12 protein-coding genes are annotated in these 15789 nt (G+C 42.6%); 10 read left to right on the top strand and 2 right to left on the bottom strand.

Annotation, left to right across the window (positions count from 1 at the left end):
• Positions 1-88 precede the first annotated feature (88 nt).
• The 10 genes from rsfS to IP510_RS13700 all read left to right on the top strand — a co-directional run bounded on the left by rsfS (position 89) and on the right by IP510_RS13700 (position 10767).
• On the top strand, positions 89-502 hold the full coding sequence (rsfS, locus tag IP510_RS04235) for a ribosome silencing factor (protein ID WP_194363532.1): 414 nt from the start codon (positions 89-91) through the stop codon (positions 500-502).
• 175 nt (positions 503-677) lie between these two features.
• A complete protein-coding gene (locus IP510_RS04230; protein ID WP_194363531.1) occupies positions 678-1457 on the top strand; it encodes an MOSC domain-containing protein in 780 nt (259 codons plus the stop codon).
• Between the two features lie 157 nt (positions 1458-1614).
• Complete coding sequence (locus IP510_RS04225; RefSeq protein WP_194363530.1) at positions 1615-2970, top strand: APC family permease; 1356 nt, start codon at positions 1615-1617, stop codon at positions 2968-2970.
• Between the two features lie 44 nt (positions 2971-3014).
• Positions 3015-3911, top strand: a complete 897-nt coding sequence (locus tag IP510_RS04220) for an N-acetylmuramoyl-L-alanine amidase (protein ID WP_194363529.1) — start codon at positions 3015-3017, stop codon at positions 3909-3911.
• A gap of 50 nt (positions 3912-3961) precedes the next feature.
• Positions 3962-4702 carry a pyridoxine 5'-phosphate synthase gene (locus tag IP510_RS04215; RefSeq protein ID WP_194363528.1) on the top strand — a complete coding sequence of 247 codons (741 nt, stop codon included), beginning with the start codon at positions 3962-3964 and terminating at the stop codon, positions 4700-4702.
• Between the two features lie 234 nt (positions 4703-4936).
• Complete coding sequence (gene kbl / locus IP510_RS04210; protein WP_194363527.1) at positions 4937-6127, top strand: glycine C-acetyltransferase; 1191 nt, start codon at positions 4937-4939, stop codon at positions 6125-6127.
• Positions 6128-6204: 77 nt separating this feature from the next.
• On the top strand, positions 6205-7230 hold the full coding sequence (tdh, locus tag IP510_RS04205; RefSeq protein ID WP_194363526.1) for an L-threonine 3-dehydrogenase: 1026 nt from the start codon (positions 6205-6207) through the stop codon (positions 7228-7230).
• Positions 7231-7347: 117 nt separating this feature from the next.
• Complete coding sequence (locus IP510_RS04200) at positions 7348-7539, top strand: hypothetical protein (protein WP_194363525.1); 192 nt, start codon at positions 7348-7350, stop codon at positions 7537-7539.
• Positions 7540-7680: 141 nt separating this feature from the next.
• Positions 7681-9483, top strand: a complete 1803-nt coding sequence (locus IP510_RS13705) for a DEAD/DEAH box helicase (RefSeq protein WP_227669465.1) — start codon at positions 7681-7683, stop codon at positions 9481-9483.
• 39 nt (positions 9484-9522) lie between these two features.
• A complete protein-coding gene (locus tag IP510_RS13700) occupies positions 9523-10767 on the top strand; it encodes a hypothetical protein (RefSeq protein WP_227669464.1) in 1245 nt (414 codons plus the stop codon).
• Positions 10768-10966: 199 nt separating this feature from the next.
• Here the strand turns inward: IP510_RS13700 and IP510_RS04190 are convergent, their stop codons facing one another.
• Both IP510_RS04190 and purL read right to left on the bottom strand, forming a co-directional pair.
• Positions 10967-11365, bottom strand: a complete 399-nt coding sequence (locus IP510_RS04190) for an ACT domain-containing protein (protein WP_194363524.1) — start codon at positions 11363-11365, stop codon at positions 10967-10969.
• 290 nt (positions 11366-11655) lie between these two features.
• The gene (purL, locus tag IP510_RS04185; protein ID WP_194363523.1) at positions 11656-15654 is read right to left on the bottom strand and encodes a phosphoribosylformylglycinamidine synthase; all 3999 of its coding nucleotides are present in this window, start codon (positions 15652-15654) and stop codon (positions 11656-11658) included.
• Positions 15655-15789 lie beyond the last annotated feature (135 nt).

Raw genomic sequence — 15789 nt, 5'->3', positions numbered from 1 at the left:
TGACTGACGACATATGATGAGTCGGATAAGACAAATTGACGTTTTACCCCTTTATTTTATATATTTACGATTCAAGAGATTAAAATTTATGACCAACACCATGACTGAAGAACGCCTAACAGAATGTTTGACCATTGTACAAAGCGCTCTAGATGATATGAAAGCAAAGAACATCACTGTAATGAATGTAGAAGCATTGACTGACGTAACCGAACGCATCATCATCGCTGATGGTACGTCTAAACGCCACGTACGTGCGATGGCTGATAGTGTCGGCGCTGAAGCTAAGCAAGCTGGCTTTATGCCACTTGGCCGTGAAGGCGGTATCGACTCTGACTGGACGTTGATCGATTTGGGCGCAGTTGTCGTCCATATGATGACGCCTCAAGCTCGTGAGTTCTATGACTTAGAAGGCCTATGGTCATCACCTGAGCAGTTGGCTGAGCTGGTCGCTGTACCACGTGAAAAGAAAACGGCCGGTCGTCGTAACAAAAACAAATAAGACTGTTGATTACGACAATCGTTCAACATTCAAAAACGTATTACCAAAAAGACCAGAATATCTATTCTGGTCTTTTTTTGTGTGACCTCTGAGGTGGCAAACCCGTATAATAAAATAGAAATCAAACCGTCCTCGCCCACTTATTAGTATGAACACCTATATTCTAGGAAACCTTATGAGCGCAGCATCAGTCACGCCAACAGTTGAGAAACCCCAAAAAGACTTTAACCAAGACCTGCCACTACATATCGCCAACTTAACCTGCGTCCGCACTGGTAAAGCTATGCCATTTGCGCGCGAAGAAATGAGCGCCATCGATAAAGCACCCATCAAAGCGCCGGTCGCGGTCAACTTCATGGGCCTCGCCACTGATGAGCAAGCCGATCGCAAACATCATGGTGGCCCGCTAAAAGCCGTGCATCAACTGGCACCTGCGACTTATGAGAGAATCAATACAGAGTTTGGCCTAAACGTACGCGTCGGTACATTGGGTGAAAACCTCACGACCGAAGCCGTCAACGATCTACCAGAAATGACTGAGTCTACGGTTTGCATTGGCGATGTTTTTCAGTACGGTGGACATTTTGAAAACGGTTTAGATACTAGTAATGATGGTGCTAGCGTTCAACTACGGATTGTCCAACCACGCCGCCCTTGCTACAAAATCAACGATCAAATTGGTCAATTTACCAAAGTACCAAATATCGCGGCATGGGTCAGCAAGCAAGGTATCTCTGGCTGGTACTTCCAAGTCGTCCGTGATGGCATTATAGACGCTGATTTACCTGTGTATCTGGTTGAGCGCCCTTATCCGTTTGCGACATTAGAGACGCTATGGCAACTGGCAAACTCAAAAGAAAAGTTTGACGCTAATGTGATTGAACCGTGGCTCGCGATTGACTGTTTAGAGGACAGTTGGAAAAAGGTTCTGGCTAAAAAAATCCAACAGGATTGAAAAGGTAACACTCAACAAAAACCTTTAATATGACTTTCCTACTTATAAAAGATAGCCACTACCCTGCGTAGTGGCATCACAAGGTTTTTCATGTCCTGCATTCACCTTTTAATAAGCACTCCCTCCTTCTCCATTTTTGATCGTGAAGGAGTATTCTATGAGTGAAAAAACAGAAAGTATCAGCTATCTACAAGCGATAGCGATTAGCGTCGGTGCGATTATTGGTTGGGGTGCTTATGTCATGCCAGGCGATTTGTTTTTGCCGCAGTCACAACTATTAGGCTCTTCTGTCGCCATTATTATCGGTACTTTGGCCATTTATATGGTCGCACGTGCCTATATTCATTTGCTAACTCAAACACCAGAAACTGAATCAGGCGGTATATATTGGATTGAAAAATACATCAATAGAAAACACGCCTATATTTATGGTTGGGGCGTCACGATAGGCTATATCTCCATTATCGCACTCAATATCTCAGCTGTCGCTTTGCTGTTGCGCTATCTTTTGCCTAGTGGTCTACAATTAGGCTATCTGTATACGATTGCTGGTTGGGAGGTCTACGCTAGTGAAGTGTTTCTATGCAGCGCAGCTATTATTTTGTTCAGTTATATCAATTTAAAGGGCGTACGAGTCGGCGCAAAAATCCAACTCTATATCGCCCTTTTTATGATTCTGTCAGTCACGGCGCTGTTTTTTGCCTCGCTTTGGATGGCACCAACGAGCCAAGCGTTTTTGCCAACTGATATGTCTAGCGGCTCTATCACCAGTTTGGCATGGTTACCTATTTTGGCTGTTATGCCATGGGCGTATGTCGGTTTTGAGACCACACCGCAAATTTCAAAAGCCATTAGCGATTCAAAAACCAAGACCAAAAGTATTATCCTAATTTCACTCATCGCAGGTATTTTGTTTTACTTTTTAATCAACTACTTTACCGCGCTAAACATGAGCTTTGACTATCAAGCCATCAAAGACAGCCACTGGGCGACAGGTGAAGGCATAGACAATCGTATTGGTAGCATCGGTATTTGGCTACTGTCGATCGCTATGATCGGCTCGATAATGAGCGGTATCAATGGCTTTATATTGTCGTCGGTTAAGCTCTTAGAATCTATGGGCGACACTTCATTATTGCCCAATGTATTTACGGATAAAAACAACCAATTCAGTAAGCAAAAAACCGTTACATTGATATGCTTGGTGTGCCTACTTTCTCCTTGGCTAGGTAGAAACTACCTACTCGATATCGTAACAATGGCGTCCTTGGGTATCACTGTTGGCTTTGCTTATGTCACGACCGCTGACCTCATCAATGAGCGAAAAAAGAAACAGGCAGGTCTGCTAAATTATCTCTCTGTATTAATCAGTGTGGTCTTTATATCGCTGTTGCTGCTACCATTTTCGCCCGCGGCATTATCATTTAATGCTTATGTCTTGCTAGGATTCTTTATTGTCTTGGGCATGATAGGGTATCGAAAAATAATGCCTGTGCAAAAAGTAGCACCGTAGCGCATAATATCAGCGCATAACTTCCCAGCTATATAGAGCAATTTATGGCAAAAAGTATTATCTCTTTAGCATTGGCGTCAGTATTAACATCGTGCTTAACCATGTCCCTAATTGGCTGCGTAACCACGACCTCTCCAGTAGCAAGCACTGAGAACTACATCGTGGATAGTAAAGCCTATCAAGCCACTGGCAAAAGCGAACGTATCAAAACCATTGTGCTGCACTATACGGTTTCAGACAATGACCGATCTATCAACACACTGACCACAGGCAAGGTCAGCGCACACTATCTAGTGTTAGATAATAACGATGATAAAATTTATAATTTAGTACCAGAAAATGAACGAGCTTGGCATGCGGGTGATGGCGGTTTTGCAGGTAGAACCATTTTGAACGATACTTCTATCGGCATAGAAATCGTCAATGCAGGGATTGCGCCTGAGTATCAAAATGCCCTAAAAGACGGCAAGCTAGCATATCATCCTTATGAGCATTATGTGGCTTTTGATAAGTTGCAGATTAAAAAGGTCGCGGAGCTAGTACAAGATATCACCGCCAGATATGACATCTCACCAAAGAATATCATCGGTCATTCTGATATGGCACCCTCACGCAAAATAGACCCCGGTGCCAAGTTCCCTTGGCAGCAACTGTATAAGCAATATGGCATCGGCGCTTGGTATGATGACGCTGATAAGCTTGCTTTTATGGATATAGACGCATTTGCAGCGGCAACGATACCTGAGATCAAGCAGCAGTTTAGTGACTATAGCTATCAGATCAATGATAGTGACGAATGGGACAAAGCCAGTCGCGATGTCGTCTATGCGTTTCAGCTACACTTTCGACCTTTAAATCCAACAGGCGAAATAGATTTAGAGACTTATGCTATTTTAAAGGCATTGAATAAGAAGTATGCTGATACCAATGATTTTTATTAGCCATTAACAACCAAAAATCTATCCATAACAACAATGAAAAAGGAAATACTATGAGCACATTGTTTAGCGTAAATTTGAATAAATTGGCTTTAATCCGTAACTCTCGCGGTACTGACTACCCTAACCTGTTGACCTTTGTAAAAAAGCTGATTGACCTAGGTGTCAAAGGCTTTACCGTACACCCGAGACCCGATGAGCGTCATATCAGATACCAAGATGTCTATGATATCAGTGCATTCTTAAAGGACTATCCAGAGATTGAGTTCAATATCGAAGGCAATCCGAATGAGCAGTTCTTAAAGATTATCCGTGAGGTAAAACCGCATCAATGTACGCTCGTGCCAGACAGTGACGATCAGCTGACCTCCGATCATGGCTTTGATATCATTAAACATCATGAGTTTTTATCAACATTGAGCAAAGAGCTAGAAGCGTTTGGTACGCGCTGTGCGGTGTTCATCGACCCTGATATCGAACAAATCAAAGCGGTCATCGAGAGCGATGTACAGACGATCGAGATGTATACCGAAGAATGGGCGCGCGCTTACAGTAATGGTAAGAGCGGCGACCAGTTCGATGAGGTACAGCAACGCTTTAGCGACTGTATCACCCTTGCCAATCAAAACGATATCCGCGTCAATGCGGGTCATGATTTGAATTTGGATAATTTGGCTGATCTGCTCGCGCTTAGTGATATCGCTGAAGTATCGATTGGTCATGCCTTTACGATTGAGTCATTGGAGCAAGGCATGGATAATGTCGTGCGTCAGTATTTAGCAATTTGTGGATAGTCCATACTAATAAGCAAATAGTCTATTCACTTTACACTCGATGCGGTGATGCTGGGATATATTTTATGCAGCCTCTGTCAGCGTAGACACAGCAAGCAAGTAAAATTTATACCAGTAGCATGGCAATATTGGCGTATCAATTTTATTTTAAAATGACTACAGTTTGGTTCTATCAGCAGTCCTAATATCTGCATTATCAATAAAAATGCTAATAATATTAAAACAGGAATCTTTATGTATCAAGACTTTCAGAAACACCTACAACAAGAAATCAGCGACATACGCGCAGCAGGACTGTATAAAAACGAGCGCGTGATCACCTCTCCGCAAGATGCGCTCATCAAGATTGCCGATGGCCGTGAGATGCTTAACTTCTGTGCCAATAATTATCTTGGATTGTCTGACCATCCTGAGATTAAAAAGGCGGCGATCAAAGCCATCGAAAACTCAGGTTATGGCATGTCATCGGTGCGGTTTATCTGTGGGACGCAAGATTTGCATAAGCAATTAGAAGCGGCGATTTCTAAGTTTTTTAATACCGAAGATACGATTCTTTATGCGGCCTGTTTCGATGCCAATGGCGGTGCCTTTGAGCCACTGCTAACTAGCGAAGATGCCATTATTTCTGATTCGTTAAATCATGCCTCAATCATCGATGGTGTACGCCTGTGTAAAGCCGCGCGTTATCGTTATGCCAATGCGGATATGCAAGATTTAGAGGCGCAGTTACAAGCGGCGCAAGCACAGCGTTTTCGCTTAATTGTCACCGATGGTGTGTTTTCAATGGATGGTAATGTCGCACCAATGGATGCGATTTATGCGTTGGCACAAAAATATGATGCCATGGTAATGATTGATGAGTCGCATTCAGCAGGCGTGGTCGGTCGCACTGGTGGCGGCGTGACTGAATTGTTTAATCTGCGTGGTGATATTGAGCTGATCACTGGTACATTGGGCAAGGCATTTGGCGGTGCTATTGGCGGCTTTACCACGGGTAAAAAAGAAATCGTTGAGATGTTGCGTCAACGCTCACGCCCGTATCTGTTTTCAAACTCTATTCCTCCTATGGTGGCTGCCGCTGGGGTAAAAGCGTTTGAGATGCTATCGCAAGACAATACCCTACAAGACCAATTACATGAAAATACCGCCTATTTTGTGAAAAAAATGCAAGATGCAGGCTTCGATATCAAGCCTACCGAATCGGCGATTTGTGCGGTGATGCTTTATGACGCTAATGTCTCCCAGAAAATGGCAGATGCACTGCTCGAAGAAGGCATTTATGTGATTGGTTTCTTCTACCCTGTCGTACCCAAAGACGAGGCTCGTATCCGTGTCCAGCTCTCTGCCGCCCATACTCGCGAGCAGCTAGACAAGTGTATCACTGCCTTTATTAAAGTCGCCAAGCAAATGAAAGTGATTGATTAAGCGTCGTTCGGTATTTGTTCGGTATTCACTCGCTAGATTCAACCATTAAGTACAGCACCGTTAAATAAGAGAAAAGTATGAAAGCACTGGTTAAAGCCCATGCCAAAAAAGGCATTTGGATGCAAGACATGCCAGAACCTATGGTTGGCATCAATGACGTTAAAATTAAAATTAAAAAAACTGCTATTTGTGGTACAGATTTGCACATTTACAAATGGGATGAGTGGTCAGAAAGAACCATCAAGACGCCGATGATCATCGGACACGAATACGTCGGCATCATTAGCGAAATGGGCGATGGTGTGAAGCATTTTGAAGTGGGCGACCGAGTCACTGGCGAAGGACATATCGCTTGCGGGCATTGCCGAAACTGCCGCCGTGGTAAGCTACATGTGTGCGAAAACACCATCGGCGTGGGCGTCGACCGCGATGGTGCGTTTGCCGAATATTTGGTGATACCTGCCGATAATGTCATCAAGCTCGATGAGCGTATCAGCGATGAGATGGCAGCCATTATGGACCCCTTTGGCAATGCCACGCATACTGCCCTTTCATTTCCTGTCCTTGGTGAAGATGTGCTGATTACGGGTGCGGGGCTGATTGGTTCTATGGCAACAGCAATTTGCCGCTTCGCAGGGGCGCGTAATATTGTGGTCAGTGATATCAGTGATTATCGCCTAGAACTTGCCAAAAAAATGGGCGCGACGATGACCATCAACCCAGCCAAAGGTGAAACCATCGAAGGCGCCATTGCTGAGTTAAAAATGCACGGCTTTGATATTGGGCTTGAGATGTCAGGCTCGCCTCAGGCTTTTGACTCAATGATTAGCAATATGTATAACGGCTCTAAAATCTCTCTCTTGGGCATTTTGCCTAACACCACCACGGTGGATTGGAGCAAGATTATTTTTAAGGCGTTAACCCTAAAAGGTATTTATGGCCGTGAGATGTGGGAGACGTGGTATCAGATGGAGCAAATGCTGATTAGCGGTATTGATCTGTCGCCCATCATTACCCATCGCATGCACATTGATGACTTCCAAGAAGGCTTTGATATTATGGAAAGTGGGCAGTGCGGTAAGGTGATTTTAAGCTGGGATTAATTTTGGCGATTCAGCATTTGAGGAGTCGTGGTTAGGGTTTAAATTATCACGACTGATAAAACGGCACTGATTTCAGTGCCGTTTTTTATATGGTAAAAATTATATGGGGGATAAACTATGGGCGATTCTGAAGCCGATAAACTTGAAAAGTATTTAGCAGAAAAAGCCAAGCAAGATCAGGAAAAAGAACAAGCGTCTGAGCCGCTTTCTGCTTATGATGCTTGTGTGCTAAAGGAAAGTGCTAAGATTCATGAGTTGATTGCTGAGGCTCGGAAAGAAGGTAAAGATAGTTATTTAAAAAATGGTTAGACTTTAAACGAATTGACGTCCTTAATTTCAGTAAAGAAAAGAGTCACTCTTCTTATAGATTGGCTCTTTTTTTGTAGTAAACTTAATAAAGATAAAAATCTCGAATAATGTAAGTAATCTCATTAGTTTAAAAGGACTACTATGAATATAAGTGAAGACGTTATTTCAAGATTGAGAGATTGTCAAAAGAAAAGCATAGATACTGTATCTACATACCTTAACTCACGGAGTAAGAAGGCTTGTCTAATCAGCTTACCAACTGGAGCCGGTAAAAGTGGCGTAATTTGTGTAACTAGCCATAGCTCTAAATCTAAACGAGTATTAGTTCTTACTCACAGAAGAGCTGTTTGCGACCAGTTGGTAAAACAACTGAAAGGTGAGTTTTATAAAAAAATTCTAGATGATGTAGCTGATATACCAAATCTTAAATCTGTATTCAAAAATATCAATAGCTTCCAAAAAGAAGGTATTTACTGTACTACAGTCCAAATGATTACAGCGCTTTCTGAATTGGAGTTAGACTCCATAAAAGATAAGATTGATTTAGTGATATTTGATGAAGGGCATGCTGAGCCAGCTTCGAAATGGAGCAAAGCTGTTAGAAAATTTAAATGTAAAAAGTTAATTATTACAGCTACACCCTATAGAAACGATTTATTTAGCTTCGATATTGATGTGAAACACCATTATATATATACGTTTAAAAATGCGGTTAAGAATCACGATATTGTAGATCCAAACTTTGAAGTAGTTAATAAAGATAGGTTAATTGAAAGAATTAAAGAGATAAAAATCTCACAACCAGAATCAGTATGCATAGTAAAGTGTAAAGAACTTTCAGATGTCGAACATTATTTAGAGTTGTTAAAAACCGAATTCAATGCTGTCGCAATCCATGATAGTTATGCAAAATCAGATAATAAAAATAAATTACAGAATGTTCCTGCAAATATTCATGAAAAAGACTACGAAGTAATAATTCATCAAAGAAAATTAGATGAAGGTGTTGACTTACCTCAAGCTAAAATACTTATCCTCACTTATCCTGTAGCTAGTGGTAGAGAGTTAGTTCAAACAGTAGGTAGAGTAGTAAGAACATACAAACAATATCAACCTTATATTATAGGACTGGATAATAACAATAATCTGGATTTATGGAGCAATTTTAAAATATTTGACGAATATCTATCTAATGAAAAAAATGCTAAGAAGTTTATTAGAACGCTAGATACGGCTATTCTAATTGAAACATATATCGATGAGTTTCCTGAACATAGTTATTACAACTCTGGCTTTAAGAAAAAATTTGATTTTAAAGGATTTAATCCTGTTGAATCTCTTGAAATTCCATTGGCATCAGTTTGCTTTTACAAAAAAAATCCAGAGTTTGATTTAGCTGATTGTTTGGATAAATTATATTGGGAATTTAACCGTCAAGGTGCTCTATCAAAGTATGACTCTGAATTTGGTGTAGTAACCTCAGTAACATTTAACAATTCAAAGTTTTTAAAAGATAGTCTGTTCTTTGAACCATCGTTAGAAATAATGGTAGTAAAAGAACTAGGTCAAGAATATATAGCTGTTTTCGACAGTCAAGGCAGAAAATTTAGTGATAATAAGGAGTTAGAAATTGGAAGTGCAGTAGACATGGATACATTATTTAAAGTGATTTCACATCCTGATAAAACAACTTTAGCTAAGCAAGCTAATACTAGGGCTTTACAAACAAGTAACTATAGACCTGAAGGTATTTCTTATATAGGTAACCTAGAAACTATAAATCATCCTGCAACTAACTCTACCTATGCTATCACAACAGGTAAATTTAATAATGTTAACAATCTAAACCAGAAAATTGACGACTCATATTACTTAGGAGTAGGTTCTGGCAGAATTTCTGATCAAAAAAATCGTAAGTTTAGTTATCAAGAATTCATTGACTGATTGGATGATATATATGATAGGTTTCAGAGTAGCTATGCATTGCAAAGCGATTTCGTAAGCTCATTTGCTAAGCCTGCTGACTCTATCCCATTAGAAGAACCTTCTGCATGTATCTTAGATTTTAGTAATTTAGAAAAAATTTCTTTCAAGTACAATAATTTTACATACCTAATTGATAACGATTATATCTTTACAGAGTACAATTCAGGGTTTTCATTTATAGAGATTGTTAACACAAATTGTACATCTAAATATGACGTAATTTTACAGGATTGTTCAAAAATTGTATTCAAACCTTGTATAGATAGAAATAAAGCGAACGGGCTAAAGGTTAAATTCTTATTTGATATTAAGAGTAATCTAAGTGTGGATGTTAGCGATGAGTTAAGTTTCTACAAAGAAGGTGTTTTACTAAAGCCTGATGATATTCTAAATAAGGAGACTGTAAAGCTACTATACACTAGCGGTGTTACTTTCTTGAAAGGGCAGTTTTTTGAATCCAGAATGCCAACTGAAAGTGGAAAGCTAAACAGAAATTTAATGTCAAAAATAATTCCTTTGGATTGCCTTTTGGAAGATAAGTTATCAGAAAAAGATGAGAGAAATACAACTGCAAATGATTTTGGGGTGGACTCAATATTCCACCAAATTGATAAGCTATCAAATATAAAATATAAAACTCCCTCATTAGCAAGTTTAGGCAATTTTTATCAGTATTTACCAAATGTAGATCTTGTATTGTGTACAGATATGGGGACGGAACCAGCTGATTTTATCCTATCATCAAAAGATAAGTTAATTATGGTTCATGTGAAATGTGGAGATGCTAAAAATAGTCCTAAATCTGGTGTTAATGCAATAGCCGAAGTAGGAAGTCAAGCTATTAAGAATATCCATGCTTTAGTGGGTCAAAAATTTGAGCGCTATTCTAACGACACATGGCTAAGAAAAAAATGGAAGGTTAGCAATATAAACTCTAACAAAGTCGAGTTAGATAACCGAATTAGATTATTTAATGGGTTTTATGATTTAAATATATTCCAGAAACCTGATACCCTTAACGAAGTTTTTGAAGAAATAGACAAGCGACGCAAAGATGTATTAGTTAGAAAAGAGATGTGGATTATTATTGGTAACGGTTTTTCAGCAAGTCACTTTAGACTACAAATGGAAAATATATCTACTGCTGCGGGTGAAAGCAAGCAAGCTTACCAACTAATTGATACATGGTTAACGCAACTTTCAAACTATGAAGTAGATTTAAAGATATTTGTATCTCATTAATTTTCAATCTCAATAGTTATCCGAAGGCGCGGTTTAGCCCCGACTGTAACGGTATCCTGCTGGTTTGGGCAAGTTGCGATAGCTAGGTTTTGGGGTGTCGACGCGAAGCAAGCGACGACCCAAACCGTAGCTAGCGCCGCGCCCAGACTGGCAGATACAAGTGGAAGGCGGGAAATAGCTCACCTACTTATAAAAAACGTTATACATCACTCAGCTCTTTTAACGCTGATAGCGCCTGCTCCGCCTTATCATCCGATACAAATATATGGTCATGATAATAGGCAGCGATTACATTGGCACTGATACCCTTTGAGGTCAGTTTGGTTGACACGGCTGCGGTTAGACCTACCGCTTCTAAACTTGAATGCACCGTTAGAGTGATTTGTCGAAACACGCCTTCGTAATGCAAACCCGCCTCATCGGCGTTGTCTTTTGTCAAAACCAAAGTCAACCCTTCTGTCTCCACAAACGTCGCGATTGGCGCTAGGTTTACGTATTCTGCTAGCTGCCCTGTGACGGTACAAAACACAAATGACTCATCAACCAATGCTGGCTGCATCGAACCCAATAGCTCATTGATATCTGTAATTCCTGACATGTTATTCTTCCTTATTTTGCTTAATGCTAATCTTTGTTGACCGCAATTTTAGCATGGGTGTCACCACCTATACTCGTGAAAACACGGTATAAAGGCTAAGCCTTATTTTTAAAATCTTAAATCGTAAACACAAAAAAGGTGAGCCTAAGCCCACCTTTTTATTTTAAAAACAGCTATCTAAAACTATAAGCAATTGCTAGAGGTTTGAGTAGCGAGGAAAACATGCGCAAGCACTACATATCGTAGGCTCAGCAAGTTTGACGAAGCTAATCAAACATCTAAGTTTGCGACTAACGCAACCAAGCACGAGCGTTACGGAACATACGCATCCACGCGCCGTCTTCGTCCCACTCTTCTGGTTTCCAGCTGTGGTTATAAGCTTTTAGGTTACGCTCAGGATGTGGCATCATAATCGTCACACGACCATCAGTGCTACACAGACCCGTGACACCACCGACAGAACCGTTTGGATTGAGCGGATAGGTCTCGGTTGGATGACCTTGGCTATCGACATAACGCATCGCAAGCTGACCGTGTTTAGCCATACCGTCGATTTCGTTGTTGTCTAGTGTGGCATAGCCTTCACCATGCGCCACAGCGATTGGTAAGATGCTGTCTTGCATGCCTTTGAACAGGATAGACTTGGTACGCTCGATTTTTACATTGACCGTACGCGCTTCAAAACGAGCCGATTGGTTGGCGATGAAGCGTGGGAAGTTGTCCGCACCTGGGATGAGGTCTTTTAACTGAGCCATCATCTGACAACCGTTACAGACACCTAGTGAGAAGGTATCAGGACGGGCAAAGAAGCGGACAAACTGCATGCGTAACTCGTCATGGAACAAGATAGAGTTCGCCCAACCAGAGCCTGCGCCCAATACATCACCATAACTAAAGCCACCACAAGCGACCAGACCGTCGAAGTCACGTAGATTAATACGGCCACTGAGTAGATCGCTCATGTGTACATCGACCGCTTCAAAGCCAGCTTGCGTAAAGCCTGCTGCCATTTCTGTCTGACCGTTGACGCCCTGCTCACGCAAGATGGCGACTCTTGGTTTATTCTCACGGCTAGCCAAGTATGGCTCTTCAACTTTTTGATTCAGATCAAAGTTTGGCGCGGCGATTAGACCTTTATGGCTCGCATCAGCAATCAAGTCATACTCTTGCTGTACGCACGCAGGGTTATCACGGCGACGCGCGATTTGATAGCTGACCTGCGTCCATGCTTGCTGCAATTCAGTACGGCTAAAGCTGAGAGTGTCATCGCCCATGAGCGTTGGCGTTTGAATAAGTAAGCTGTCTTCTTCAGAGCTTTGACCAACAAGGCTTAGCATGTCGCTCACGTTATGCTGATCTGCCAGCTCCATCAAAGTAGCGACGTTTTCTGGTAATACTTGAATGACTGCGCCCAGCTCTTCACTGAACAGTTGACCGAGTAAGTTATCATCGGTCAATGACAGCTTGATACCTTGACGGCTGGTGAACTGCATCTCAGCGATGGTCGCTAATAGACCGCCATCACCGATATCGTGATAAGCACTGATGACGCCTTGTGCATTACCTGCTTGGACAAAGTTAAAGAAGTCGACCAAGTCGCTTGGCTGCGCTAAATCTGGGCAATCATTACCCAATTGGCTCAGCGTTTGCGCAAGGATTGAACCGCCTAGACGCAATTTGCCTTTAGATAAGTCAATACGGTAGAACGCGCTGTCACCATTGATTAGCTCAGGGGTTAGCGTTTTTGCCACGTCAACCACAGGGGCAAATGCAGTAATCACAAGGCTCATTGGTGATACGACTGATTTGTCTTTGCTGTCGCCATTGTCGTTGTCAGTCCAATTGGCACGCATCGATAGCGAATCTTTACCGACTGGGATAGCAATACCCAGTGCTGGGCACAGCTCTTCGCCGACTGTATATACAGCGTCAAATAAAGCTGCGTCTTCGGCATCATCACCACAGGCGGCCATCCAGTTCGCTGACATCGTGATATCAGACAACTGAGCAATGCGCGCACCAGCAATGTTGGTAATCGCTTCGCCAATTGCAAGTCGTGCTGACGCTTGTGGGCTGATTAGCGCAACTGGTGTACGCTCACCGATACTCATGGCTTCACCGCTCATCACTTGACCATCTAGCGCAATTAAGCCTGACGCTGTCACTGCACAATCCGATACTGGCACTTGGTAGCGACCAACATACTGATCACGCACCACCATACCAGTGATAGAACGATCACCAATGCTAATCAAGAATGATTTGCTAGCGACGGTTGGGTGACGTAATACATCAGTAATAGACTCGGCTAAATTGACTTCGCCTAACTCTAATGCAGGCAAGCTGGTTTCATGACGCTCAAAGCTACGCTTCATCTTCGGTGTGCCACCGAGCAATACTTGCATCGGCATATCAACAGGCTGCTCAGCGAGCAATGTATCATCAACGACTAGCTGACGCACATCCGTGGCTGATCCCAAGATGGCATACGGGCAACGCTCACGCGCACAGATCGCATCGAATTGTGCTTCGCTTTCTGGGCGAATCGCGAGGACATAACGCTCTTGCGCTTCGTTTGACCAGATGGCCATTGGTGACATGCCAGCTTCTAACGATGGAATTTTACGCAGATTTAGTACCGCGCCCATTTCATGATCATTGACCAATTCTGGCATCGCGTTAGAGATACCGCCCGCGCCCACATCATGCAATGACACGATAGGGTTGCCGTCTTTGCCATTATTGCTCGCATCGACATCATTACCGGCTAGTGCCCAGCAGCGATCCATCACTTCTTGGCAACGACGCTCCATCTCAGCATTGTCACGCTGGACTGAGGCAAAGTCTAAGCCTTCATCGAGTGAACCACTATCGACTGAAGATGCTGCACCACCGCCCAGACCAATCTGCATCGCAGGGCCACCAAGGACGATTAATAAATCACCTTGTTGAATGGCGTTTTTTTCAATGAGGTTGCGTTTGATATTGCCGTAACCACCTGCCAGCATGATTGGCTTATGATAGCCGCGCATCTCGCTGCCGTCTTTTGCCGCTGAGGTGTCCAACTGGAAACTACGGAAATAGCCGCATAGATTAGGACGACCAAACTCGTTTGAGAAGTTGGCTGAACCGAGTGGTGCTTCCGTCATGATCTCCAGACTGGTTGCCATACGATCTGGCGTGCCATAAGCCTGAGTACTCAACTGACCTGACTGCTCCCATTTTTCAGCGAGCTCTGGGATATGTAGGTGTGATACGTGGAAGCCTGTCAAACCTGCTTTTGGTTTACCGCCACGACCTGTTGCGCCTTCATCACGAATCTCACCACCAGCACCTGTTGCAGCACCCGCATACGGCGCGATAGCCGTTGGATGGTTATGCGTTTCAACTTTCATCAGAATGTCGATTGCTTCTTGATGGAAGTCATAAGGATGGGCAGAGTTTGCATCCATCGCATCGGTCGGAATGGGGTAAAAACGCATGCCGTCAGACCCTGCCATCACAGCAGCGTTGTCTTTATAGGCAGACAAGATACCTTGTGGATTCGACTGGTAAGTATTTTTAATCATTTGGAACAGTGATTTTGGCTGTACTGCACCATCCACTGTCCACTCAGCGTTAAAAATCTTATGACGGCAATGCTCTGAGTTTGCCTGTGCAAACATCATCAGCTCAACGTCAGTTGGGTTGCGCTTTAGCTCATTGACATAAGCATTCATCAAATAATCAATGTCTTCACTTGATAATGCAAAACCAAACTGGGTATTGGCAGACTCTAGCGCTGACTGACCTTGTCCGATAACATCAATATGATTCAATGATGCTGGTTGCTCATCATCAAACAATTTGTTCAAATCATTCAAATCATAGACCAAGCTCTGCGTCATACGGTCAAACAACAACTGCTCAGCGGCGGTTGGTAGTTTTTCGCCTTCGTCACCCTCAATAGTTAACGTATAAACAACCACACGCTCAACACGGTTAAGCTCAATTTCACAGTTATTAAAAATATCAGTCGCTTTACTTGCCCATGGCGAAATCGTGCCAAAACGTGGACCAACGATGACTTGTATTTGATTGTCCTGCGTGCCAGTCAGTACTGTCGCACTGTCAACAGCGAGTAGGTCTAACGCCTTTTTATGTTCATCACCTTCGAGCTTGCGTGATAGCACATACACTTGCTGGGTACTTATTTGACTGACATTGAGCTCGGTTTTTTGCTGGAACTGACTGATGAGTTGCTGCGTCTGAAAATCGGTAAGAAACGGTTGTCCGGCGATGGTCATCATAAAGGCATAATCCGTAAGATCAAGGCATCTCTGCCATGCTAAGTAAATGGTCTGCGTATTATAACAAGAAGCCCTGTAATAAGCAGGTCTAAACCAAGATAAATTGCCGATAAGTTGCGCGCTGCTGCTATCAGA

Origin of the sequence: Psychrobacter sp. NG254, assembly GCF_015277735.1 — a bacterium.
In the GTDB taxonomy this organism is placed as follows: domain Bacteria; phylum Pseudomonadota; class Gammaproteobacteria; order Pseudomonadales; family Moraxellaceae; genus Psychrobacter.
Note: the sequence above shows the minus strand (reverse complement) of the source record. Positions and strands in the feature narration are given on the sequence as shown.

Excerpts from the sequence above, each read along its gene's own strand:
- IP510_RS04220 (WP_194363529.1), top strand. The coding sequence starts at position 3,015 with ATGGCAAAAAGTATTATCTCTTTAGCATTGGCGTCAGTATTAACATCG.
- kbl (WP_194363527.1), top strand. The coding sequence starts at position 4,937 with ATGTATCAAGACTTTCAGAAACACCTACAACAAGAAATCAGCGACATA.
- tdh (WP_194363526.1), top strand. The coding sequence starts at position 6,205 with ATGAAAGCACTGGTTAAAGCCCATGCCAAAAAAGGCATTTGGATGCAA.
- rsfS (WP_194363532.1), top strand. The coding sequence starts at position 89 with ATGACCAACACCATGACTGAAGAACGCCTAACAGAATGTTTGACCATT.
- IP510_RS04230 (WP_194363531.1), top strand. The coding sequence starts at position 678 with ATGAGCGCAGCATCAGTCACGCCAACAGTTGAGAAACCCCAAAAAGAC.
- IP510_RS04225 (WP_194363530.1), top strand. The coding sequence starts at position 1,615 with ATGAGTGAAAAAACAGAAAGTATCAGCTATCTACAAGCGATAGCGATT.
- purL (WP_194363523.1), bottom strand. The coding sequence starts at position 15,654 with ATGATGACCATCGCCGGACAACCGTTTCTTACCGATTTTCAGACGCAG.
- IP510_RS13705 (WP_227669465.1), top strand. The coding sequence starts at position 7,681 with ATGAATATAAGTGAAGACGTTATTTCAAGATTGAGAGATTGTCAAAAG.
- IP510_RS04200 (WP_194363525.1), top strand. The coding sequence starts at position 7,348 with ATGGGCGATTCTGAAGCCGATAAACTTGAAAAGTATTTAGCAGAAAAA.
- IP510_RS04190 (WP_194363524.1), bottom strand. The coding sequence starts at position 11,365 with ATGTCAGGAATTACAGATATCAATGAGCTATTGGGTTCGATGCAGCCA.
- IP510_RS04215 (WP_194363528.1), top strand. The coding sequence starts at position 3,962 with ATGAGCACATTGTTTAGCGTAAATTTGAATAAATTGGCTTTAATCCGT.